19 protein-coding genes are annotated in these 26051 nt (G+C 44.0%); 16 read left to right on the top strand and 3 right to left on the bottom strand.

Annotation, left to right across the window (positions count from 1 at the left end):
* The first annotated feature begins 186 nt into the window (after positions 1-186).
* Entirely contained in the window at positions 187-714 is a 528-nt protein-coding gene (locus M917_RS02365; protein ID WP_021813153.1) for a DUF6586 family protein, read from the top strand.
* A gap of 385 nt (positions 715-1099) precedes the next feature.
* Here M917_RS02365 and M917_RS02360 read toward each other — a convergent pair whose 3' ends face one another.
* Positions 1100-3757 (bottom strand): penicillin-binding protein 1A, encoded by a 2658-nt coding sequence (locus M917_RS02360; RefSeq protein ID WP_021813152.1) that lies wholly within the window; start codon positions 3755-3757, stop codon positions 1100-1102.
* Positions 3758-3950: 193 nt separating this feature from the next.
* Between M917_RS02360 and M917_RS02355 the strand changes: the two genes are divergently transcribed.
* The 11 genes from M917_RS02355 (at position 3951) to M917_RS02305 (ending at position 20751) form a co-directional block, all read left to right on the top strand.
* A complete protein-coding gene (locus tag M917_RS02355) occupies positions 3951-5006 on the top strand; it encodes a pilus assembly protein PilM (RefSeq protein ID WP_040641719.1) in 1056 nt (351 codons plus the stop codon).
* Positions 5006-5659: a PilN domain-containing protein gene (locus M917_RS02350; protein ID WP_021813150.1), complete on the top strand. Its 654-nt coding sequence runs from the start codon at positions 5006-5008 to the stop codon at positions 5657-5659. Before M917_RS02355 ends, M917_RS02350 begins: the two co-directional genes overlap by 1 nt.
* On the top strand, positions 5656-6405 hold the full coding sequence (pilO, locus tag M917_RS02345) for a type IV pilus inner membrane component PilO (RefSeq protein ID WP_021813149.1): 750 nt from the start codon (positions 5656-5658) through the stop codon (positions 6403-6405). The genes M917_RS02350 and pilO overlap by 4 nt, the downstream gene beginning before the upstream one ends.
* Positions 6405-6938, top strand: coding sequence for a pilus assembly protein PilP (locus tag M917_RS02340; protein WP_021813148.1), 534 nt, complete (start codon positions 6405-6407; stop codon positions 6936-6938). The genes pilO and M917_RS02340 overlap by 1 nt, the downstream gene beginning before the upstream one ends.
* A gap of 26 nt (positions 6939-6964) precedes the next feature.
* Positions 6965-9328: a type IV pilus secretin PilQ gene (gene pilQ / locus M917_RS02335; protein WP_040641716.1), complete on the top strand. Its 2364-nt coding sequence runs from the start codon at positions 6965-6967 to the stop codon at positions 9326-9328.
* 150 nt (positions 9329-9478) lie between these two features.
* Positions 9479-10036, top strand: a complete 558-nt coding sequence (gene aroK, locus M917_RS02330) for a shikimate kinase AroK (RefSeq protein ID WP_040641715.1) — start codon at positions 9479-9481, stop codon at positions 10034-10036.
* 64 nt (positions 10037-10100) lie between these two features.
* Positions 10101-11210, top strand: coding sequence for a 3-dehydroquinate synthase (aroB, locus tag M917_RS02325; RefSeq protein WP_021813144.1), 1110 nt, complete (start codon positions 10101-10103; stop codon positions 11208-11210).
* Between the two features lie 159 nt (positions 11211-11369).
* Positions 11370-12410: a hypothetical protein gene (locus tag M917_RS02320; RefSeq protein WP_021813143.1), complete on the top strand. Its 1041-nt coding sequence runs from the start codon at positions 11370-11372 to the stop codon at positions 12408-12410.
* A gap of 893 nt (positions 12411-13303) precedes the next feature.
* Positions 13304-17767 carry a glutamate synthase large subunit gene (gene gltB / locus M917_RS02315; RefSeq protein WP_021813142.1) on the top strand — a complete coding sequence of 1488 codons (4464 nt, stop codon included), beginning with the start codon at positions 13304-13306 and terminating at the stop codon, positions 17765-17767.
* Between the two features lie 164 nt (positions 17768-17931).
* Positions 17932-19353 carry an FAD-dependent oxidoreductase gene (locus tag M917_RS02310; protein ID WP_021813141.1) on the top strand — a complete coding sequence of 474 codons (1422 nt, stop codon included), beginning with the start codon at positions 17932-17934 and terminating at the stop codon, positions 19351-19353.
* 186 nt (positions 19354-19539) lie between these two features.
* A complete protein-coding gene (locus M917_RS02305) occupies positions 19540-20751 on the top strand; it encodes an FUSC family protein (protein ID WP_040641713.1) in 1212 nt (403 codons plus the stop codon).
* Positions 20752-20818: 67 nt separating this feature from the next.
* Here M917_RS02305 and M917_RS02300 read toward each other — a convergent pair whose 3' ends face one another.
* Positions 20819-21955 carry an ABC transporter substrate-binding protein gene (locus tag M917_RS02300; protein ID WP_021813139.1) on the bottom strand — a complete coding sequence of 379 codons (1137 nt, stop codon included), beginning with the start codon at positions 21953-21955 and terminating at the stop codon, positions 20819-20821.
* A 509-nt stretch (positions 21956-22464) separates the two neighbouring features.
* Here M917_RS02300 and M917_RS02295 point away from each other — a divergent pair.
* From M917_RS02295 to M917_RS02285, 3 genes are all read left to right on the top strand, one after another.
* Entirely contained in the window at positions 22465-23262 is a 798-nt protein-coding gene (locus M917_RS02295) for a 3-oxoacyl-ACP reductase (RefSeq protein WP_021813138.1), read from the top strand.
* 237 nt (positions 23263-23499) lie between these two features.
* Complete coding sequence (locus M917_RS02290; protein ID WP_021813137.1) at positions 23500-23763, top strand: hypothetical protein; 264 nt, start codon at positions 23500-23502, stop codon at positions 23761-23763.
* A 53-nt stretch (positions 23764-23816) separates the two neighbouring features.
* Positions 23817-24080, top strand: a complete 264-nt coding sequence (locus tag M917_RS02285) for a hypothetical protein (RefSeq protein ID WP_040641711.1) — start codon at positions 23817-23819, stop codon at positions 24078-24080.
* A gap of 144 nt (positions 24081-24224) precedes the next feature.
* On the opposite strand, the gene M917_RS02280 is transcribed toward M917_RS02285, so the two are convergent.
* Positions 24225-25061, bottom strand: coding sequence for a Cof-type HAD-IIB family hydrolase (locus tag M917_RS02280; protein WP_021813136.1), 837 nt, complete (start codon positions 25059-25061; stop codon positions 24225-24227).
* A 365-nt stretch (positions 25062-25426) separates the two neighbouring features.
* Here M917_RS02280 and M917_RS02275 point away from each other — a divergent pair, with 365 nt between their 5' ends.
* Positions 25427-25999, top strand: a complete 573-nt coding sequence (locus M917_RS02275) for a hemerythrin domain-containing protein (RefSeq protein ID WP_021813135.1) — start codon at positions 25427-25429, stop codon at positions 25997-25999.
* The last annotated feature ends 52 nt before the right edge of the window (positions 26000-26051 follow it).

Raw genomic sequence — 26051 nt, 5'->3', positions numbered from 1 at the left:
ACTATAATTTTCTATGAAAAGTGGGTTGGTTAATAGTATAGTCAGGTCAATATAAAAAAAGAGTCTTGCAGCATGATGTCGTGTATCCATTTTATTTGGTATCGACTATACACCAAAAAATTGGTGTGATAAGTTATTATGATTTCACTGAATAACATATATGGTCAATATAAGGATGAGTAGCAAATGGCAGGTAAAACGCGCGTTGCCAAATATCAAGCAGATCGAACCAATCAAAAACTGTATTTCTGTCGTCTATCTTGTCAGGCTGCAGGAAGTACTAATGATAAGCAATTATATCAAGCGCATTGTGAGACCGCTATCTTTCATCTATACGGGGGTTTTCTAGCATTCATACAAGAGCTTGGCCATTTCTATAGTTTGAACATGACTGCGCCAACGCTGTCAGATATTGAGCAAGCACTGGGTGAGCGTACCCAAGTGTCACCTGAGGTTCAGCGCTTGCAGCAGCTACAACAACAAGGTTTTGTTGCCAATATAGAGCGTGCCTATCAGCGTTGTCTGTATGCGGTACCACCAGATACTATCATAGAGGAGCGTCCAAGTAATGACGCGTTGGAAGCACCGGATCTTATTGTTAACGTCGTCACTTTATCAAATCAGTGGTTGCCAGATGAGGCGACCATACGTGAATGGCGTCAGCAGCTTTTGGAATTAATCGAACAGTTACGTGCTGGTATGGTGGAATTTTAGGGGGTGAGGTTACTGAACCACGAGATTTTCAAGTGAAAAAAGGCTTGTTTAACGATTGCTAAACAAGCCTTTTTTTGCCACACTTTCTTTTATAGTAATTCCAGAAATACCAATTCTAAAAAATAGATCCGCTGTGTCAACCTCGCTCGGTTTATGAAATATAATACTTGTATTCTTTATATAGTAATTTCAATATAAAAACGAGTCAGCAGGACTGGAATGCTTACCTTTAAACGAGAAGTTTCGCAGCCTCTGTCTGTGCAGGTACAGCAAGCCAGAAAAATTTACACCAGTTCAGCGTTGGAATATAATGTATCTGTTTTATTTAGAATCGAATATACCTATTACTCAAGCTTCTGAAAACAGTATCATCCAACTGTCTGACTTACTCAGGCATGGGCGGCATGCGGTCAGCGGGCGTAACGGATAGCGGATTTTGCGCGACACTATCGTTACGTTCGTTACTGGTTCTGACTGTTGGTGATGTATTTGGCTCTTCAGGAGGTTCAGCAATGGGTGATCTGCGCTGTTGCGTTTGGGTTTTGACAGGTTTTGCGGATGCATTGTTGTCTTCGTCATCATTAGCCACAATACCTTCATCAGTCATTTCTATGATTTTCTGTTTTTGCTTTTCAGATTTGGCACGGTTATTAATCGATACCCATTGACGAGGCGTGTCTTCAAGCTGGGCTGCCATAAAATCCATCCAAACGGGTAGTGCTGCCACACCCCCATATTCACGGCGACCCATGGTAGCTGGTTGATCAAAACCCATCCATACTACTGTCGCATTGGTAGGATGAAATCCTGCAAACCATGCATCTTTGGCTTCGTTAGTCGTTCCCGTTTTTCCACCGATATCATCACGATCCAATGCTTTTGCGCGCACTGCTGTACCACGTTGAATCACATCGCGTAAAATATCTGCCATGTCAAAAGCCACTCTAGATTTTAATATTCGAGGTGCTTGTTTGGCTATCACATACTGTACTGCAGGTGCCTTTAGACGGTCCGATTGTGGACTAGCGTCATAAATCGTCAAATCAATAGTTTTATCGCTTTGTTCGGTGTCATTGCTATTTTCTGAATTTTGTTCTTCGGTAGTTACCTCATTTTCAGCAACACTGTCTTCAGTAATACCGTCTTTATTTGAAATTGATTGATTATAATCTTCGATTGATTTTTTATTGAGCGCTTCAAGTTGTTCGTTAAAACATAACGCACAAGCTTGGCGTGGATTGGCTTGAAACAAGAGCTCATTTTTATAATTATAGATTTGCTCAATAAAGTAAGGCTGTACGCGATGACCACCATTGGCAAAGGTTGCGTAAGCAGTTGCCATTTGTAACGGCGTTGCTTGCCCTGCACCTAGTGCTAGCGACAAAGTTGTTGGTAGCTTTTCTTTATCAAGGCCGAATTCATCTAATAGATTGCGCACATCAGAGATACCGATGGCCTGTAGCAAACGGATAGACACCAAATTACGAGACAAATAAAGACCACGACGTAGAGTAATGTCGCCTAAAAAACGCTCATCAGAGTTTTTGGGTTTCCAGTCACCTACTTGAATAGGCCGATCAGAGACAATGCTATCTGGACGATAACCTTTTTCTAAAGCAGCTGTATAAACAAGCGGCTTAATCGTTGAGCCGGGTTGCCGCCAGCCTTGTAAGGCTCGGTTGAACTTACTGTGATTAAAGTCAAAGCCACCAACCAAGGCGTTAACGGCTCCAGTTTCTGGGTTCAACGATACCAGACTGCCTTGCACCTCAGGGATTTGTCCCAACTGCCAGTTGCCGTTAGCGGTAGGTATCACGCGAATGATGTCATTTTGGCTGACAATTTGGCTGGCATTATTAGGGTAGTAACCGATACGATCGGCAGAAATGTATTTGCGTGCCCAGCTCATACCAGACCAATTCACGGTTACACTTTCACCCGATGCCAGTGTTGCTTCAAAACTACGAGCGTTGACTTTGGTAACTTTAGCTGGGGACATGTTGCTATAGCGGCGGAAATTTTCTAGAGGTTCATCATTTGCTTCTGCGCCGCGCCAGCCATGACGATGTTCATAAGCAACCAAGCCTGTTAGTATGGCAGCTTCCGCATCTGTTTGTGCTTTGCTATCGACAGTAAGACGTACGCGCCAGCCACTATGCATCACTTGATCACCATAGCGATCGACCAAAGCTGAGCGTGTCATTTCTGCCAAATATGGCATATTGACATCAAGTTTTTCTTGATAAAGGTTGATGCCTACTGGTGAGCTAATTGCTTCATCACGTTGTGCCTTACTGATATAACCCAGCTCATGCATGCGCCCAATGATCCAGTTGCGGCGAGTCAGTGCGCGACTAGGATTGGCTACAGGGTTATATTTAGAAGGCGCTTTCGGCAGACCCGCCAACATTGCCATCTCAGCAATGGTCAGATTTTCTAATGATTTACTATAATATTTTTTGGCAGCGGCACGGACGCCATAAGCGCCTTCCCCCAAATAGATTTTGTTGACATAAAGCGTCAAGATATCATTTTTGCTGAGTTCATCTTCGATCTTACGTGCCAAAAATAATTCAGTCAGTTTACGATTCAAGGTACGTTCTGGACTCAAAAAATAGTTTTTGGCGACCTGCATAGTGATGGTGGAACCACCTGTTTGGCTCTCATCATCGGTCACTACCTCGGTAACCGCGCGTCCAAGCCCCTTAATACTAATCCCACTATGTTGAAAAAATGAGGCATCTTCTGCTGCTAAAAAAGCATGTGTCAAGTCTTCAGGAATGTCTTCAAAAGTAATCGGCAGTGATAAGCGATTGCCATATTGACCGATTAATTTGTCATCCCTACTATAAATCTGTAATGGCATCTCAAAATTTGCGGTCTTAATCTCTTGAGTGCTGGGTAAAGTAGGCGATAAATACATGGCCATACCATAAAAACCGATAGGCACAGCAAGGGCTAAAATAACTGCCAACGCTAAGCAGGCGATAAAAAGTCCCACCAAAAATTGAATGAGACGAGCGGTAGCAGTATTTTTGATCATAGTAAGACTTATCAATTAAAATTTGCAACAGATGGGGCATTATACCTTGAACAAAATAGGGAGGTCATAATAAATGTGTAAGTTAGCCTTAATAACCTATTTAAACGCTTGAATCTATCAATCAAGTAAAGTATTGTGTTCAATTATTACAAATAACTATCAAAGTGTACACTTAATATAAGGTATAGGGTTTGTGAGGCTATTTACTTCAAAGAGTCGACATTTGATTGGCATAGATATTTGTGCCACTTCAGTAAAGTTGGTCGATATACAGCGCCAACAAGGCATGTTTCACTTAAAATCTTATGGAATTGAGAGACTTCCAGAAGGTGTGGTCGTCGATAAACTCTTAGTCGACACTGAAGCAGTTGGCAATATTATTGCCAGTTTGGCTAGACGCTGCCAAGCGACTGGGAGTCAAGCCGCGACGGCAGTCTCAGGGTCGGCAGTAATTACCAAAATTATTGATATGGACATGGCATTAAGCGATGTGGAGCGCGAAGCTCAAATTCGTCTAGATGCTGATCAATACGTGCCTTATCCACTGGAAGACGTCAATTTGGATTTCGAGGTTTTAGGCCCGTCTTTATTAAGTGATGATATGGTACAGGTGCTTCTTGCAGCCTCTCGCTCAGAAAATGTCGACCAACGGGTCGATGCCCTAACGTTTGGTGGTATGCAAACCAAGGTGATGGATATCGAGTCTCATGCCATTGAGCGTGCCTTTGGATTGATGGTAAATAACCTGCCAGGCACGCCAGAGTTGGTGGCTTTGGTTGATATCGGTCACAATCAAACGACTTTATATATTGCTAAGAATGGTGAGTTTATATACAGCCGCGAACAGCTCTTTGGTGGCGTCCAGTTGACAGAAGCGATACAAAATCGTTATGGACTATCTGCTGAAGAAGCCACGCTTAGTAAGCGTGAGCGCACCTTACCTGATGATTATTATATTGATGTCTTAACTCCCTTTATCGAAAACACCATTCAACAAATCACTCGTTCTTTGCAATTTTACTTCTCCTCTAGCCAATATAGTACTATCGATCACATAGTGCTTGCGGGTGGTAGTAGCTCTATAGCTGGTCTTGCAGGTATGGCACAACAAAAACTTGGCGTGTCCGTCAGTGTTGCCAATCCATTTACCAATATGACTATTGCACCAAATATTGATAATGAGCAACTGGTTATTGACGCACCAAGCTTAATGGCGGCATGCGGTCTTGCGTTAAGGAGCTTCGACTAATGGCTCGTATTAACCTTTTACCTTGGCGACAAGAAGAGCGCGAACGTCGCAATAAAGAATTCATGACGCTCGTTGTCGCTGTGACCTTGCTTGCTCTATTGGCGGCCTTTGCCTCATGGAGTTATTTCAATAATGAGCTTGATGAGCAGCTTGATGCGAATGCATTGATTGAACAAGAAAATGCACGTCTAGATGCAGCTCTGACTGAAATAGACAGTTTGGAGCAGCGCCGTGCAGATATTATCTCACGTATGCAGGTGATTCAAGATCTGCAGGGTCGGCGTCCTGTACCTGTGCGTCTATGGGATGATCTTGCTAAAGCCATTCCGCCTGCGCTTTATTTGAATAATCTCAAACGTGAAGGCGATACGTTAACGTTGACCGGTCTTGCTGATAATCCAAATGTTGTATCAAGTTTGATTCGTAACCTTGATAGTAGTAAGTGGATGGGCAATTCAGCGGTGAGCAATATTCAACAGAACATCAGTGCTTATGAAGCCGAACCAGCTCTTAATACCCCTGTCACTCCTGGGGAACAACCGCGTCCCGTTTATCCTGAAGACAGTTATGTGCAGTTTGTGATAACGACTAAAGTGCAATCAGAGACAACCCCGCCTGTCGATGCCGATACTGCGCTTGGAGGTCCGTTATGAAGCTTATCCGCAAAAAAAGTCTGATAAAAACCAAAAAAACGGCTTTGAAACCAAAGAAACAGTTTGATTTACAGGAATTTCGTCGCAGTTTTGAGTCGCTAGATTCCGAAAACTATGGCAGCTGGCCACTACCAGTAAAAGTAACCGTGATTGGGCTTATTATCACTTTTATAGCGGCATTGGCATGGGCATTGCCGATCAGTAGCAAAATTGATGAGATCAAGGCCGCCGAAAGTCAGCAAACAACCTTGCTTGATAGCTACCGTGAAAAAGAATCGCGTGCACGTCATTTAACCGCTTATCAGGAACAAGTTGTGCAGATGGAAACGGAGTTCAATACGTTACTTGATCAGTTACCAAAGGATACGCGAGTATCAGAGCTGGTAGAAGGTATAAACATGACGGGTGTTGGTAGTAATATTCGTTTCCAAGATATTTCGGTAGAGCCTGAAATTGAAAATGAATTCTTTATTGAGCAGCCTATTCGTATTGCTGCTTTAGGCGAATATCATCAGTTTGGTAGCTTTATCAGTGGTCTTGCGGCGTTACCACGGATTATCACCATGCACGATTTTGAGGTGAGTAATCCGCAGCCGACTTTGGACGTTTTACCAGAGCTTAATCTGGTACTACAAACCAAAACGTATCGCTCAAAAGAAGCCACTCCTGAGGGTGAAGAAGCCACTCCTACAGATGGGGCTGCTGCCACCACTGCCGCTACTACTGATACTGCAGGAGCCAATTAATGCGCACTCAAAAACTGCCCATGCTACTTATTTTAAGTGCTGCTATTTTATCAATGACAGGTTGTACGGACCGTATTGGTATGGCGGGGCAAGCAATGGTGGATATCCGTAATCAGCCAGCACAGCCTATTGAGCCACCGCCTAAGGCCGAGCTGGTAGAAGACTTCGTCTATAGCGCTAGTGCACAACGTAGTCCGTTTTTGCCGCCAAGCTTAGTCAATGTGGATGGTCCTACCACTTCTATTGATGGCGTGCGTCCTGATATAGCAAGGGTAAAAGAACCCCTTGAGCAATATGAGTTATCGCAACTGGTCTTTCGAGGGGTAGTGATTTCACCTGAAGGCCAGCAATATGCGTTGATACAACGTCCTGATGGTTCAGTTGCTAGTGTCAAAGTAGGTGATTATCTTGGATTAAATGACGGCCGTATTGTGGAAATCACGCCGACCCAGATTAATTTGATTGAAATTGTGCCAGACAGCCGCGCAGGGTTTGTCGAAAAACCCCAGTCGCTGGTTTCCCCCATCAGCTAAGTCGGCAGATTTTTGAGGAATAAATAATGACAGTACGCACTAACAAGGTAATGATGATGAGCAACCGCGTGTCTTCTGCTTTTGCCATTTCAGCATTGGCAATCAGCATGGTAGCAGTGAGTAACAGTGCTCATGCTGCACAGCGTATTAACAATGTTTCTGTGGTACAAACAGCACCAGCAGTAACACAGATGCGTTTGGGCTTTACAGGGTTACCAGTATTACCGGCAGCTTATCAGCTTGATGATCCGAGTCGTTTGGTACTAGATTTTGAGCAAGTGCAAAACGGACTTGCTAACCGCTTTAATGAATATAACATTGGTATGGTCAATGACGTTACCACTTTAAACAGCGACAGTACCACCCGTCTTATTGTTGGACTCAAACAAACAGGCAGTTATACGACAGCGATTGATGGTAATGATTTATTGCTGACGATCACGGATCCTAGCCGCTCTGTGATTACCAATGATCCTATCCAAGACGTACTTAATAATAACAATACCATCAGGACTACCGCAGTTGTTACCCCAATTGTAGAAACCAGTAGCGTCCCTGTGGCAGCTGTGCGTACAACCAGTACGACAGTGGTAAAAAATGAAGTACCAGCCGATACAATGGTAGTCAGAGTTAATCCGTTGTTAAATCCACAACTGGCATCTTCACAGGTGAGCAAGCAATACAGCTATGATGGTCTGAGTGCGGTGAATTTTGCAGCAGGAAACGATGGTGGCGGTAATGTCAGTATCACCCTTGCTAATGAAGCGATTCCGGTTGATGTACAACGCCAAGGCAATAAATTGGTCGTGCGCTTAACTGGCAGTACCGTACCTAGAAACCTATTACGTCGCTTGAATATTAATACTGGTCTCGTTGATAGTATTGATACCAAGAACCAAAACCAAAATGGTGTGATCACCATTAACATGAAAGATGATTACGAGTATCAAGCTTATCAATCAGGCAATCAGCTCAATATCAGTATCAATAAACCTGAGCTGCTACGTGAGCCAACACTTGAAGAAAAAGTCTACAGCGGTGAAGCCTTGTCTATGGAGTTCCAGGACGTTGAGATTCGCAGCGTTTTAGACATTTTAGCGCAGTTCACCGAAATGAATATCGTGGCCAGTGATTCGGTCACTGGTAATATCACCTTGCGTCTGATCAATGTCCCATGGGATCAAGCGCTAGATATTATCCTAAAAAGTAAAAATCTAGGCAAACGCGAAAACGGTAATGTCATCTTGGTCGCACCGTCTACTGAGCTTGCTGAACAAGAAGCCCGTGAACTTGAAGCACAACAAGCGGTTGAATCTTTTGCGCCACTGCGTACTGAGTACATTCGTTTAAGTTACGCCAAAGCACAAGATGTGTTGACTCTTATTTCTCAAGGTAGTGGGTCTGGGTCATCTGGCTCTACTACTAGTGGTATTGCCAATCTTGCTGATGACAACAATACGTTATTATCCAATCGTGGCACAGTAACCGTCGATGAGCGTACCAATACGTTGATTGTTAAAGATGTGGCGAAAAGTATTGAAAATATTCACAAGTTAATTAGTAAAATCGACATTCCAGTCCGTCAGGTCATGATCGAGGCGCGTATTGTCAGTGCCACTGACAGTTTTAGTAAAGAGATTGGGGTTCGTTGGGGGATTTTGTCAAATGGCGCGGCCAATAATCGTAGCTTATTGGTAGGTGGTAGCAATCAGACCTTAGCGGATCTCAAAGACTTTGATATAGAGACGACTACAGTTAATGGTCAAACGGTCTCTTATCCCTCATACGACATCACCCGTCCTGACAACTTGAACGTAGACTTGGGCGTTGACAATCCTGCTGGCCGTATCGCTTTTGGTTTGCTTGGTATATCTGATGTGATGCTTGATCTTGAATTGTCAGCATTGCAAGCTGATAACCGCGGTGAGGTTATCTCTACCCCGAAAGTTTTGACGGCTGACAAGCAAACGGCAAAAGTGTCTTCAGGAACACAGATTCCTTATCAAGAAGCATCGGCCAGTGGCGCGACTACGACCAGTTTCAGAGAGGCAGCGTTGAGTCTAGAGGCCACTCCAAACATTACGCCTGATGGTAAGATTGGTTTGCAGTTGCTTATTACTAACGGCACACCAGTATTTACCAATGGTATCGTGGCTATTAATGAAGATTCTATATCAACCAATGTGACCGTCGAAGATGGCCAAACCGTAGTATTAGGTGGTATTTTTAGAAACCGTACCAACAATGAGGTGAGTAAAGTACCTTTCTTAGGCGACTTGCCTTATGTTGGTCGCGCATTCCGTAAAGATGTGCGCAATAATAACAAAGAAGAGCTGTTGATATTTGTCACACCAAAACTAATCAATGATGGTACCAGCCGTTTGGATTAGCCTGTTATCGACTGACTTAAACAAAGAAGCAAGCATCATGCTTGCTTTTTTTGTGCACAAAATTTAAGGGTGATAAATAATAATCACCGCTCATTACTAGCCAGAATATCAATGACGTTGTATCATATCTAATTTAGCTGAGTAAGTATTATGGTGGAGGAATTACCGTCGGTGTTTTTAGTAGGGCCGATGGGAGCAGGGAAGACCACGATCGGTAAATTGCTGGCCAAGCAGTTGGGGCGCCCTTTTGTAGACAGTGATTGGTATATTGAATCACAAACCGGTGCGGATATTGCTTGGATATTCGCTAAAGAAGGCGAGGCTGGCTTTCGGGAGCGTGAGACGCGTGCCATCGATGAGTTGACTCAGCAACCCCAAATAATCTTGGCGACTGGCGGCGGTGCCGTGATGTGTGCCGAAAATCGAGCCTTTCTCAAACAGCGTGGCATTGTAGTTTATCTGAATGCCGCTGTCGATGTGCAACTGGCGCGTACTGCTAAAGACAAATCACGACCATTATTACAGCAGCCCAATCCCAGAAAAATATTGCAAGACTTATACAGCACCCGCGATCCATTATATCGGCAAGTGGCGCATATTATCATGCCTACTGGTCATACTTACCCACGTCACATGGTCAACCAACTCTTACAGCAACTCCAGTCGTTTGGTTTATCCACTGTTATAGCACCAGAACATAAATCATAAATCATAAATCATATGATTTAACATATGCTATTTTAATCCCATTAAAGATATTTAGGAGTATCTCATGGCAATGCCACTATTTCATGATGGTTTAATGGTTCATACGCAGAGTCATGATTATCCAATTGTCATTACTGAAAACAGTGCGATAAAAAACAACAGTATGGCAAAGCAGATTGCACCCTATATTGGTGGCCGCCAAGTGTTGATTGTGACGAATGATACTGTGTCACCTTTATATTTAAAGGTGTTGGAAGAAGAGTTAACAGAGCAATTTACCGTTAAGGTCTGTGTGCTGCCCGATGGAGAGCAATATAAGAACCAGACCAGTATCAATCAAATCTACGACACATTGATGGCAGCGCACTTCAATCGTGATGTCACACTTATAGCTTTGGGCGGTGGTGTGGTCGGAGATATGACAGGCTTTGCTGCGGCAAGTTTTATGCGCGGGGTGAATTTTATCCAGATCCCAACGACGCTATTGTCGCAAGTGGATTCAAGCGTTGGTGGCAAGACTGGCATCAATCATGCGCAAGGCAAAAACATGATTGGTGCTTTTTGGCAGCCGCAGATGGTGCTTGCTGATATGAGCACCCTAAAAACATTGCCTGCACGGGAGCTATCGGCGGGACTCGCTGAAGTTATCAAATACGCCCTTATCATGGATGCCGATTTTTTGACGTGGCTTGAGGCAAATCTACCAGCAATGATGGCATTGGATTTGGCCATACTTGGCGAGGCGGTAAAGCGCTGCTGTCAATACAAAGCTGATATCGTCGCGCAAGATGAAAGAGAGTCAGGTGTGCGGGCATTGTTAAATTTTGGCCATACTTTTGGGCATGTAATTGAAACGCATGAAGGCTACGGCAATTGGCTACATGGTGAAGCGGTTGCTGCTGGCATGGTACAAGCCGCCGAGCTATCACAAAAACTTGGCTGGTTGACGGTTGAAGAGGTAGTGCGAATCAAACGTATTTTGACTTTGGCCAATTTGCCCATCACACCGCCGTCTATCGATGTACAAACTGCGTTGAGCTTGATGGGTCATGATAAAAAAGTGAAACACGGACAAATCCGCCTTATTTTGTTAAAATCACTGGGTGAAGCCGTATTGACCAATGATTTTGATGCTGAACTTTTAACGGAAGTATTGTCACAACATAGTGCATAACGTATCGAAATTTTAGTTGTCATTAGGGCGTGTTGAATTATCAAAAACGCTCTAATACTCATAGTAATGAACTATTCAAAGTGCACTGTGTAGCCGTCATTTCGTTTATATACGCTTCTTTTCAATGTGGTTAAATATATTTTTACCAAGGACACCCTCATGGCAGCTTCAAGACCGACGCCTCGTACCGCTCGCCAATCATATCGTCGTCAAGCGTTGATTTGGCTAATAATGACCTTGCTATTGGGCGTGGTCACAGCGCTAATTTGGATGCTTAGTCAAACGCCAGCGATGGGCGCCAAAATCGAAAATGCCCCGATATCCACACCGCAATCATTAAGTACAGCGCTTGAGCAGCCTTTAACTATTGAGTCGTTACATGAGCTTGATACAGACGTGCAACCGATTAGTTTTGATGCCACGGTTCGTGATTTGCGTAATTACCCTGATGAGTTTAAAGACAAGCGTTATTTGTTGACTAACAAGGGAAAGTGGACTGTTCAGGTTATGAATGTCGCTGAAAATGAGGTGATTGTCAGCTATTTAGAAGGTCGCGCGGATCGTGATAAATTTGCCTATTTCCGCTATCTCGATGATGAAAATCAAGTGCGCTATATGCTGACTTATGGACTTATGAGTAGTCCGCAAGAAGCGGTCGGGGCGGCAAAACTCATCGACTTTAAATTGCCTGCTGATGTGCGTGTGTTGCCCGAAGAGATCAATCGTTATGTCGGTATTATCGATAACTATGAACGCCCTGATCCAGTAAGAGATTTAAGCACCAAGCGTACACGTTCTGTTAATTTAAAACCGACCAAGCGCGAAGTACCTGTGCGTCAGTCAACGCCAGCAGCCAGTAATAGTGTGAATGAGCAGACAGCAAGTAACAGTGCAGATCGCAGTAGCCAACAACCAGCAAGTGCTAATAGTGACGCAGAAAGTATTCGTCAATCAGCGGATACCTCTGAGACCTTGTCTGTCAATGAAGAGCGTATCGTTGGCTATGAACAACAGACAACCATCACGTCATCTAAAAATGAAGAGGGTGCGAGTAAGCCTGCGGCATCAAGTACTGATAATAGCACGACTAAAAAACCACCAGTAGTGCCAACGCCTAAACCACCAAGCAATACCAATGGCAATTCTCCTAAGAATAGTAACGACAGTATAAAAACCTTGATAGAAGACAAAAGTAATTAGCGTTTAATAGCCGTTATGATGAAGCGGTGATTTTATTTGTTAAAAACCCACCAATAGAAATGATTGGTGGGTTTTTTTGTGGGATACGATGCATTCTTTACCAACGTTAAAAACGAACGTTTAGAGGTAGTCAATCTTAATAAGTTCGCTTAGTCAGACCTTATCACTAATCGTTTATATCAAAATCTGCGCAAGGTTTTAAACTGTCCTATAACCAATAGTAATAAGTTCTCTTACAAAATATGGCGAATGAATCGATAGAAAAGACTAGATTTTTCGTCTTGCATTAACTAATATAACTGAGGGCGGCATTCTGTATAGTTATCGTAAAATACTATTTATCTAACAATTATTTAGCAAGATTCTATTATCTCAAAAGTATCTTGCTAACATTTATTGTCTCAAGCGTAGCCACTTGTTATTTACGTTTAAGCTAAGGCAAGCGGCGCAACCCCTCTTATTGTCACTCTTTTTAGAGTTCATAAAGCGCTTGAGTACAGAGCGTCAGATATTCAACATTAATCAAATGCGCTGTTATTCAATGTCTAGCCAGTTAGTTTAAGAGCTAGGTATGACACCATGACAAGCGATACTCAAAATAGTGACATGACGTTATTAATGATTAAGTAATTGGCAGGAAAAGTCATATTTTATCCGACTGCTAGAGGCTATTACTTACTATCTGTTAATGCGCGAATTATCTGTTAAGACATTACTTATTTATAGAAGGGTTAAAGGTTTTACCTTACTCTTGAACAATGATGTCTATGAGTCTCGCACTATTTATTAATTCGAATATATGAATACTCACTATCAGCCCGTTCTGCTTACGGGTGCCAGCTTATGTGCCGCATTGGATATATAAGCTGCCCGTTTACTTAAAAGGACCAGCTATGTCAATGATTTCCTCGCACACCCACCTGGCGACGCCAGATGACTTTTCTGATAATTGCGGTTTTGGTTTGATTGCTCATATTGAGGGCCAAGCTAGCCATAATTTGGTAAAAACTGCCATTCATAGTCTAAGTTGTATGACACACCGCGGCGGCGTGGCTGCTGATGGTAGAACTGGTGACGGCTGTGGTCTATTGCTGGCGATGCCGACTGAGTTTTTTAAAAAAATTGCAGCGGAAGAGCAGTTTGCCATTACTGATAACTTTGCAGTTGGTATGGTGTTCGTCAATTTAGATGAGGCAAAAGCCAAGCACAGTCAGCAAGTATTAAGCGATGAGATTGCGGCACAAGGCCTAGAAGTTGCGGGGTGGCGTGATGTACCGCTGGATCTAAGTATTGTCGGTGAAATTGGCCGTGAGACATTACCAGATTTTAAGCAAGTGTTTGTCAATGCACCTGATGATCTCGCTCCAGACGACTTTAATCGTAAACTATTTGTTGCTCGCAAAAAAGCAGAACAACGTTTGGGCGATGACGAGTTGTTTTATGTTTGCTCATTGAGTTGCCAGACGATTATTTATAAAGGTTTGGTGATGCCATCAGACTTACCAGCGTTCTTTTTAGACTTGCAAGATGAGCGTTTGGCATCGCATATTGTGGTGTTCCATCAACGTTTCTCGACCAATACTTTACCGCGTTGGCCATTGGCACAGCCGTTCCGTTATCTTGCCCACAATGGTGAGTTGAATACCATCACGGGTAACCGCAATTGGTCTGAAGCCCGTACGCCAAAATTAAAATCAGAAAAACTGCCCAACTTGAATGAGTTGACACCTTTGGTAAATAGCACAGGTTCGGACTCGTCAAGTTTAGATAACATGCTCGAAGTCCTGATGTCAGGCGGCATGAATCTGTTCCATGCAATGTCAATCCTAGTGCCGCCAGCGTGGCAGAATGTCGATAGCATGGACATGGACTTGCGTGCGTTTTATGAATTTTACTCACAGCACATGGAAGCATGGGACGGCCCAGCAGGTTTGGTGATTCAAGATGGGCGTTATGCTGTTTGTATGCTCGACCGAAACGGTTTGCGTCCATCGCGTTGGGTAACCACCAAAAATGGTTATATCACGGTGGCTTCTGAGGTTGGCGTTTGGGATTACTCACCAGAAGATGTGTTGGCAAAAGGCCGAGTCGGACCGGGTCAGATGTTGGTTATCGATACCTTGACCGGTCAAATTTTAGACACTAAGGCGATTGCAACCTTACTCAAAAATGCCCATCCGTACCGCAAATGGTTACGTGATGAAGCGACACGCATTCGTGATGATGAGCGTCTAGAAGAAACATTGGCAACGCAAGCTTGCCGCGGGGATAAGCTCAAAGCCCTACAAAAAATGTATCACATCACCAATGAAGAGCGTACAGAAATCATTCGTCCCAATGCCGAAAATGGTCAAGAGCCAGTTGGTTCCATGGGTGATGATACGCCGATGGCAGTGCTATCGCAGCAAATCCGCCATGTTGGTGACTTTTTTCGTCAGCAGTTTGCACAGGTGACCAACCCACCGATTGATCCATTGCGTGAATCAATTGTGATGTCGCTACAAACATGCCTAGGCGCTGAAACCAATGTGTTCTCGCCGTCAGCGAGAGACGCCCATCGTATTATTTTATCGTCGCCAGTATTGTCAGCCAGCAAAATGCAGCAGCTTGAAACCTTGGACGATCCTGCATTCAAGATGGCTCGTATCGATTTGAACTATGACCGTACGCTAGAGCTGTCCGATGCCATTACCGCTATTTGTGAGCAAGTGGCGAGTAGCATTCGCGCGGGCCATACCTTGATAGTATTGTCTGACAAAGCCATTGATGCAGAAAAAGTACCTGCCAATTCCATTATGGTGACGGGTGCTGTGCATCATTATCTTATCGCGCAAGGTATTCGTACCGATGCCAATTTGATCATTGAGACAGGTCTTGCTCGTGATTCACATCAAGTGGCTGTATTGATTGGCTTTGGTGCGACCTGCGTTTATCCATACTTGGCATATGATGTCATTGATGACTTGGTAGCCACTGGTGAGCTGCTTGGTGATCCGATCCAAGCGCGGGTGAATTTCCGTAAAGGCTTGGATAAAGGCTTACTAAAAATCCTATCAAAAATGGGTATCTCGACTGTGGTGTCTTATCGCGGTGCTCAGTTATTTGAAGCTGTTGGCCTATCTGAAGAAGTCGTTAGCTTGTGCTTTAAAGGGGTACAAAGTCGTATCAAAGGCGCTACCTTTGCAGACTTGGCGGCCGATCAAGCACAGTTGGCGGCTAATGCCTTTAAACGCCGCGCGCCACTGGATCAAGGAGGTTTGCTGAAGTTTGTCTTTAACAAAGAATACCATGCCTTTAATCCAGACGTGATCAATAGCTTGCATACCGCCGTACGAACGGGTGATTATGAGAATTATCGCCAATATGCAAATCTGGTCAATAGCCGTCCGGTTGCCACGTTGCGTGACCTATTGCAGCTAAAAACGGATAACAGTATCGATGTCAATGATGTCGAGGATATCTCCGAGATTTTGACACGCTTTGACTCCGCTGGCATGTCATTAGGCGCACTGTCTCCTGAAGCCCATGAAGCCATTGCGATGGCCATGAACACTATTGGTGGACGCTCAAACTCTGGTGAGGGCGGTGAAGATCCAGTACGTTATGGCACACTGCGTAACTCAAAAATCAAGCAGATTGCCTCGGGTCGTTTTGGGGTCACGCCTGCTTATCTGCGCTCAGCAGAAGTTATGCAAATCAAAGTGGCGCAAGGTGCCAAGCCGGGTGAAGGTGGTCAGCTACCGGGTGGCAAGGTCAATGCCTTGATTGCACGCTTGCGTTACTCTGTACCAGGTGTGACACTGATTTCTCCACCGCCGCACCATGATATTTATTCTATTGAAGATTTGGCGCAGCTGATTTTTGATTTAAAACAAGTCAATCCAGATGCTTTGGTATCGGTTAAATTGGTATCACGCCCTGGCGTCGGTACAATCGCTACAGGCGTTGCAAAAGCCTATGCCGATTTAATCACCATCTCAGGCTATGATGGTGGCACTGCCGCTTCTCCGTTATCTTCTATTCACCATGCAGGGTCGCCATGGGAGTTGGGCCTTGCCGAGACTCATCAGTCGCTACGCGTCAATGGACTGCGTGACAAAGTACGTATACAAACCGACGGTGGCCTAAAAACAGGTCTCGATGTGGTAAAAGCCGCGATTCTTGGCGCAGAAAGCTTCGGTTTCGGTACCACGCCGATGATTGCAGTTGGCTGTAAATACCTACGTATTTGCCATTTGAATAACTGTCCAACAGGCGTTGCTACGCAAAAAGCCAAGTTACGCGATGAGCATTTCATTGGTGAAGCTGAGATGCTGATCAATTTCTTTAAGTTTGTGGCGACCGAAACGCGCGAGTGGCTAGCAGCGCTTGGTGTCCGTAGTATGGAAGAGCTGGTCGGACGTACTGATTTGCTCGAAATACTCGAAGGAACGACTGAGAAGCAGCGTCATCTTGACCTAACGCCATTGCTGTTTAGTCATCCAGCCAGTGCGGGTAAAGCGCAAACGTGTCAAGTAGAGCGAAATGCGCCATTTGATAAAGGCTTGCTTGCTGAACAGATGATTAGCGATATGCTATTGAATATTCGCCAAGGTATAGGCGGAGATTATAGCTATGATGTTGGCAACTGTGATCGCTCTATTGGTGCTCGTATTTCTGGCGAAATTGCACAACTATGGGGCAACCTTGGCATGAGTGATATGCCTATTAAACTGCATCTGACAGGTACAGCAGGACAGAGTTTGGGAGTTTGGAATGCAGGTGGCCTAAATATCGAGCTTGAAGGCGATGCCAATGACTATGTCGGTAAAGGCATGGCAGGTGGTGAGATTGTTATTTATCCGCCCAAAGACTCGAACTTTGTCGCACAAGAGACAGCCATTATCGGTAACACCTGCCTATATGGCGCAACTGGTGGCAAATTATATGCTGCTGGCACGGCAGGTGAGCGTTTTGGTGTTCGTAATTCTGGCGCGCATGCGGTCATCGAAGGCACAGGTGACCATTGCTGTGAATACATGACTGGCGGCATCGTCACCATTCTTGGACGTACTGGTCTCAACTTTGGGGCAGGCATGACTGGTGGCTTCGCTTATGTGCTCGATATGGAAGGTGATTTCTTTGATCGTTGCAATCATGAACTGATCGATCTGAATCGTATTTCAAGCGAGCAAACTGAGGAACATCGTATTCATTTGCAAAGAGTGATTGAAACGCATATAGATAAAACCGGTAGTGTGTGGGGTCAGACGATATTGGCTGACTTTGAACACTATGTCCGTAAGTTTTACTTGGTGAAACCAAAAGCTGCGAACATTGCGAGCCTTCTAAAAACGACTATGGCGGACCCACAATAGCGGATTGGGTTACCCGACAATAGATTTTTAGATACGCTTTAACTCACAGGTTTTGAGCAGGTAAGTGACAGCAGCGATTTACACATTCTAATGTGACAATTCATTGAGCATCGTTCGCTGTTACCACCCACTATAAAAGAGCCTTATATAAAAGAGATAGCACCATGGCAAAACGCATAGAAAATAGTTTTCAGTTTTTAGATGTACCACGTCTTGAGCCAATCAAAAAAGACATTGCAACACGCTCAACGGAGTTTGTTGAAATTTATACACCGTTTGAGAGTGAGGCCGTTGCGCAGCAGTCGCATCGTTGTCTTGAGTGTGGCAACCCGTACTGTGAATGGAAATGTCCAGTGCATAATTACATTCCCAACTGGCTGAAACTGGCCACCGAAGGGCAGATATTTCAAGCGGCTGAGTTGTGTCACCGCACCAATACATTGCCTGAAGTGTGTGGGCGTGTTTGTCCACAAGATCGCCTATGTGAAGGCGCTTGTACCCTAAATGATGGTTTTGGCGCGGTCACGATTGGTAATGTTGAAAAATACATCAATGACACCGCCTTTGCGCTCGGCTGGCGTCCAGATATGTCAGATGTGGTTTGGACCGACAAAAAAGTTGCAATCATCGGTGCAGGGCCAGCAGGTCTTGGCTGTGCGGATATATTGGTGAGAAATGGCGTCAAACCGGTCGTCTTTGATAAACGTCCTGAAATTGGTGGCCTCCTTACCTTTGGTATTCCAGAGTTTAAAATGGAAAAAGACGTGATGCGCAATCGCCGTGTCATCTTTGAGGACATGGGTATTGAGTTTCGCCTTGAAACAGAGATTGGCACAGATGTTAGCATCGATGAGCTGCTCAGTGATTATGATGCCGTGTTTATGGGTATGGGTACGTACACTTACATGCGCGGCGGTTTTGCGGGTGAAGAGCTAGACGGTGTTTATGATGCACTAGATTATCTGATTGCCAATGTCAATCGTTGCAATGATTGGGAAAAGAATCCCGAAGAGTATATCGATTTCAAAGGCAAAAAAGTGGTGGTATTGGGCGGCGGTGATACAGCGATGGACTGTAACCGTACCAGCATCCGTCAAGGCGCTGAAAAAGTGGTGTGTGCCTATCGCCGTGATGAGGAAAACATGCCAGGCTCACGCCGTGAAGTGGTCAATGCGCGTGAGGAGGGCGTTGAATTCTTGTTCAACCGTCAACCAACAGAAATTATTGGCTTAAATGGTAAGGTTAAGGGAGTCAAAGTCGTCACTACTCAACTGGGTGCGCCGGACAACCGCGGTCGTCAACGCCCTGAGCCAATTCACAATTCAGAAGAAATTATCCCTTGTGATGCGGTGATTATGGCTTTTGGCTTTAGACCAAGCCCTGCTGACTGGTTTGAGTCGCAGCAAGTAGCGATGGATAGCTCTGGCCGTGTGTTGGCAGCAGAAAAGCAAACCTTTAAGTTCCAAACTCAAAATCCTAAAATATTTGCGGGTGGTGATATGGTGCGTGGGTCTGATTTGGTAGTGACTGCCATTTGGGAAGGTCGTGAAGCGGCTGAAGGTATTTTAGATTTCTTGGAAGTATGATTAAGCGCGTCTAACTTACATCAGTGATAAGTATGCTCTGATTTTGAGCGTCTTTTGTCTTTAATGGGCAAAAGACGTTTTTTTTGGGAATGACTTTGTAAATGGCGGTGCTACTGCTAGGATGTCAATTGTTAGCATATAATTGCTGCTATCATTCTAACCATCAACTAAGAAGAGTAGCCCTGCGTGAAATTAACTATGTGGCAGCGATTTACCGCGCTGTTTGTTGAGCCTTATGTCCGCTATCAATATGCAGATACCTTGCATGCCATACGTTTGGGTACGGCCGTAATACTTGCTCTATTGGTCAATAAAATTACCAACTTCCCACATGGGGAGTGGACGACTATTACTGTTTTTATTATCTTGGGGTTGTTGCAATATCAAGGAGCTATCTATACCAAGGCGAAAGAGCGAGTCCTTGGTACTTTGTTGGGGATCGGCGCTGCTCTTGGTGTTTTGTGGTTCAGTCAAAATGTGAGCGCATGGTTGTGGGTAGATTATGCCTTGATAGGTCTGATTAGTGGCATTATCGGCTATCTAGCAGTCAGACAGCTTGGGTATACAGGACTGCTGACGGGTATCACCATGCTGATGATTGTCTCAGATTTGGGCAATAACAGTATTGGTCAAGATGGTATTTACCGTGCCCTGAATATTTTGCTTGGGACGGGCGTCTCGGTGGCAGTGACACTGGTGTTGCCGTTAAAGTCGACCTTGATGTGGCGTTTTTTATTGAGTAGTAATCTCGATGCTTGTAGCAGTCTTTATGCTAGTGTGGGCAATCACATTGATGCGCCGGGTGTAATGAAGGATGCTGCTGTTCAATCACTGAATCCAGTGGCTATTCTCGCTGATGGAGTGCCTGTGAATAAGCAATTGGTCACCGCACTACAAAAGATAAATAAACGGCTATTGGCCGTACGCCCTCACATTGCTGCAACGGCAAGTGAGTCAGGAATTAAGAAGGAGACATTAGAGACCATTCAGCGTACTCACCGTAATATCATTGGTACGATTGATTTACTCTTAAGTGCGGCACCGCGTTTGGCAAACATTGACATCGATGATGAGAACCATGTCTTATTGTTACATTATCAACATGAGCTGACTCAGGCCATGCAACACATAGCAGCGGTACTGCGTAGTCCAAGCGATGAGATGTTTCGCCCCATTACCCGTATTGCCGTGTCAGAGTATCCAAGCGTCCAACACTTGGCGTTTGAATGGCAGGGATATTTTTGGTTGACACAAACCTTGCAAACGCAGTTGCAGCAATTGAGTGACTTGTTGCAAGCTACCAAGCCAAATTGGTATGCAGCATCTGGTTTGGGCTATCAGCGCCGTGAGCAGCGCAGAATAAAACAACAAGGCGGCGAGACAGACTTGCATTTATAACAAAAAAAACGCTGACAGTTTAGAGTCAGCGTTTTTTATATCTAGAGTGAATGCTATACTATAACTATTAACGACCAGTTTTTAGCTTATCCCAATATTGTTGGTACAATTGCAGCGCTTCATCACCCACATCTTCTTGAAATTCGGCTTTGGCAAGTACCTCTTTACTTGGATAAATAGTGGGATTATTACGTACATCTTCTTCCATTAGCTCGCGGGCAGCTACGTTTGGTGACGCATAGCCAATCTCTTCACTAACGATTTTGGCATTTTCAGGACGCAATAGATAATCAATAAATTTGTGCGCCGCATCGACCTGTTTTGCGTTCTTTGGAATGACAAAATTGTCCATCCATAATATGGCACCTTCGCTAGGATACTTGTAAACCAAGCTGGTTAAGCCTTCGTCATTGGCCATGACGGCTTCGCCATTCCACGTCATACCAAGTGCCGTTTCGCCTTCGATGTAGGGCATACGAGTGGCATCAGAGTTAAAAGTTTTTACATTTGGCATCAATGTGGTGAGCTTATCGTAAGCGGCTTTGATCTCATCAGGGTTGCTACTATTGCCTGAATAGCCAAGCGTTAGTAAAGCCATCCCAAATACTTCGCGCACATCATTGGTCAGCATTACTTGACCTTTGTATTCAGGACGCCATAAGTCATTCCAGCTGTTGACCGTTGAAGGGTCTACAGTATCGCCATTGATCGCCAGACCTGTGCTGCCCCACATATAAGGGACAGAATATTTGTTTTCAGGGTCAACTTTGGTGTTAGTAAATGACGTGTCCAGATTCTTAAAATTGCTCAGCTTTGATTTATCCAATTCTTGTAGTAGACCTTCTTCGGCCATCTTTTCGACGTAATAAGTCGATGGAATGGCCAAATCATATTGACTAGAGTCATCGAGTAGTTTGAGCTTGGCATACATGGCTTCGTTAGAGTCAAACGTGGTGTAATTAACGCTAATACCAGTCTCTTCCTCAAAACCATCCAGAATCTCTTGGGGCATATATTCTGACCAGTTATATAGATTGAGCGTCTCATTACTCGTTGCGGCACTACCATCAGCAGCGGCGTTGTCAGAGTTGCTACAGCTGGCAAGCGCTAAGCCAACAGCCATGGCCAATAATGCTTTTGGTACGATGCGACCGATAAGAGCTGAGGTGTTTGCGGCTGAATGGGGCGACGATAAATGGGTCAAAATATCTCTCCTAAATAAAGATAAGGCAGTCAGTAAAATATGGTAAATAATCAATATTTAATACAAGCGATCATATTCTAGTCAATGAAAAGTAAAATCGATACATCGATAATTGTGTACTACTGGTATCAATTTTTTCTTGCTTGCGGTGTGCTTGGCACGTTTTGATGCTGCAAAAAATCCATCCCATTAGCACTGTCGCGTTTTACAGTATTGTAACTATATTATGGTCATGACACCTAAAAATTTAAAGGGGCGTCACAAGCGCTGTCACTGAGGTATGAGCGAGCAGTCACTCAAGTTGATGCATATGACACCATCTATAGACCAATTAGACCCTGTCCAACCCCCGTAGATAATCATGCTATAGTTGACTTCAAATGCAAGAGGCACAACCATTATTCTAGCAGCACTGTATTTATTTTATAGTGGATTAACTATATGATGAACGCAGATTTATATGACACCAGCTCCTATATCAACCATAACATAATAACGGATAACCCATCATGACTCAGACCAACGCTGTTATACCTGCCTTGTTGACCGATAAAGTGGTTATCGTCACTGGTGCCAGTCGCGGACTTGGCGCACAAATTGCTCAGAAAATGGCGGCCGCTGGCGCAAGCGTTTGTGTCAATTATCTTAATAGCAAAGAGGCCGCCGAAACGGTGGTTGCTGACATCATTGCGGTAGGTGGACAGGCATTTAGTTATCAGGCTGATGTTACGGAGCTTGAGCAGATGCAAGATATGGCAAAAGAAGTAGTGGCACGCTATGGTCGCATTGATATATTGGTCAATAATGCGTTGCCAAGCTACCAATTTAATCCTAATGCTGACTATACCAGTATTGAAACGGTAAAATGGGCGCATTTTTCTCAGCAAATAGACGGCATCGTAAAGGGTGCGGTCAACACCGTACAAGCAGTACTACCTCAGATGAAAGCGCAAAAAATGGGCAAGATTATCAATATCTCAACCAACCTTGTCTATAATCCAGTGGTCACTTATTACGACTATACCACGGCCAAATCTGCATTGATTGGCTTGACACGCAACCTAGCAGCTGAGCTTGGTCAGTATGGTATTCGGGTCAATTTGCTGGCAGGCGGTCTACTGAAAACAACGGATGCGAGCCGCCTAACGACTGAAGAGGTGTTCGATTATATTGCGACGACGACCCCGCTGCGTCAAGCGACTTCAGTGGCTGATTTTGCCAATTCAGTGCTGTTAATGGCCTCTGATCTAAGTACGGCTATCACTGGACAATCTATCGCTGTCGATGGTGGTTTGACGATGCCTTAGCGCTTATTTGTGAACGTTCGATAAGCGCTGCATGATAAATAGTATAGTGAGTTCAGTATAAAAGCGATACGGTGGGACTGGAACGCTTATCTTTAAACGAGAAGTTTCGCCGCATCGAGCTGCGAAGGCACAGTAAGCAAGAAAACTTTATACCCGTTCAGCGTTGAAATATAATGGTTCTGTCTTATTTAGAATCGACTATATAAGACAGACAAATAAATGCAGAAGAGGGAAAAGATGGATAATCGCAAGCGTGCTGGACTCATTGTCGCTGTAATCGGTATGGTTGCCTTTATGACATTGTTCAATTCTGGCTCACCGATGCCTATCGTCCATTGGCCAGTTGAGACTTATATGGGCTTGGTATTTACGATTGGTTGGTTGAGCCACGTACCAAACTGGCTGGCTTATGTGCTGGCAGCGCTAGTGCTTATGCTTATGATCATAGGGTTTTATAAAGTTGGCGGCTGGGTTTATGGTTTGGTTGTGAGAAGGGGCTGAGAGCGTTAGCTAATTATTAGGAACACCAAGAAATTTGATAAAAGAGAGATGAAATGGACAATCGTAGACTTGCTGGTATGACCACTATCCTTATAGGTCTGTTCGGCATTATCGCCTACTTTAATGCAGGCACTGGGACTGCAATAGAAAGCTGGCCGTTAGAGGCTTATCTTAGTGTGGCCTCTAGTATTGATACACTGACGAGTGTATCGACAACTTTAGTTTATGTTCTCACAGTTGGGTTATTCGTTTTGATTATTATGAGACTTTATAAAATCGGTATTTGGGCTTATGATCAGATGACTGGGCGAGAATGATTACTAGATTAAAGAGGTATACATCAATCAGGACAGATTTTATGGAGTGACGCAGGCTGGATCTATCGCTCAGCTTATGACGTTGTAGGCTGAGTTAAAAAATCGGCCTACAACAGCTAAAAATCTAGTCTACAGAGGTTTCTCTTAAGCCTTTTGCTTTATACACAATTGCTCAAGCACCGCTTGTATCCCAAACGCTTCAATCGTGCCAGTGACAAAATCTGCCCGCGCTATCAATGCGGGCTGCGCATCACCCATCGCCACGGCAAATCCGACTAAATCAAACATCTCTAAATCATTCATGCCATCGCCAAACGCCATACACTCACTGACATCTACCGAATAATACTCACACACATCTTTGATGCCTCGAGCTTTAGACGCATCCACTGGCAATATGTCTGCACCGATCTGATGCCAATGCACCAGTTTTAAATCATGCTGTGCAAAGTTGACGTCTTGCATTTTGTCTTGTTGATTATTAAAAAATACTGAACATTGATACACAGGGGTTGATTGATAGTAGACGGGATCAACGATCGAGTTTGGCGTTCTGGCATTGTATTCGCGTAAGCGTTCATTTTCGCTGGACCAAGCGATATGAGTGGCAGAGTCAAACTTATGAATCAGCTCACTCTGTTGGCAAAGCTGCACAATGTTGTCCGTCTGCTCAGCGGACAATGGGTAGTGGCTGATACGACCGCTTTTATCAAAGCTATACTGCCCATTCATACAGATAATGGCATCTAAAACGTCAGCATCAAGCAGTGCTAAAATATCATCAGGTATGATGGCTTTGGAACGTCCAGTGGAAATCACCAACTTAATATCTGTTTCGGACAATTGCTCAAGGGTTGCTTTGTTATGCTCGGCGATAATACCGTTGCGGCTTAAGGTGTCATCAATATCAAAAAAGATAATTTTGGGTGTGGGAAGTTTGTGGTTCATACTGGCTGTCGCTGCTTTATCAACAATAAACATAGTTGTCCTTTGTGTTTTAGATGCCATTTTTGTTCGTTATTATTCGCTTTATCCTACAGGCTCGTCAGCCAAAAATAATAGGATTTTTGACTAAATTATGTAACGTGATGATCAATAGATTTTTAACATTAATCAAGAGAAGAGTTTATAACACGTAACCAAGTACACCATTGATTTCGCATTTTTCAACTCTATATATACCCTACATATATAGCTGGTAATTTTTAGTATGGCTAATGAATATTTTGTTTTATTTCAATATTTAGCCATTTTTTAACCATTTAGTCGCTCTTGTTCAGATTGAGGACACGCCCTAGCACCAGTAAAAAATTGAATAAGTAAAAACAACCTATAGGGACAATACCATGACTGCTTCTACTCAACATGTGAAATCTCAAGACGCGCTATTACCGCGTCATCCTGACACTCGGCTTGAGGCAGATTGGCTGTTTCTGTATGAGACGCTTCCGCCTACTAAATGGTTCAATGCAGAGTACGTTTACAAAACGTCGGGCTGGCTAAATATTCACGCCGATATACGCAAACGCCAGCATATCCTTACGCAAATCAGTGACGCTTATCAGTCTGGTGATATTGACTGGGCACAGTACCGCTCACAAATCTTACCACGGATAAATCAGTATGTTTTCAAATTACATCAGCACCACAGTATCGAAGATAACAGTTATTTCCCAGCTTTTATTCGTATGTATCCGCCACTAAAAACAGGTTTTGAGATATTAGATCGTGACCATGTGCGTTTGGATGGCCTATTGCATGAGTTGCAAGCATTGAATGGTCAACTGGCGAAAAGCGAAGGTGAGAATAAGGTGCTGAGTGAGCAATTGCACAAGACATTAATTAATGTTAGTAATTTACTCTCGCAGCATTTGTCCGATGAAGAAGACTTGGTGATTCCCATTTTGGGTTTAAATTAAAATTATAGGGATATACCGTGCGGATTCTTTGAAGATTAGTATAATGCTATAG

Origin of the sequence: Psychrobacter aquaticus CMS 56, assembly GCF_000471625.1 — a bacterium.
Taxonomy (GTDB): domain Bacteria; phylum Pseudomonadota; class Gammaproteobacteria; order Pseudomonadales; family Moraxellaceae; genus Psychrobacter; species Psychrobacter aquaticus.
The sequence above is the reverse complement of the archived record's forward strand: the minus strand, read 5'-3'. Positions and strand labels throughout refer to the sequence as shown.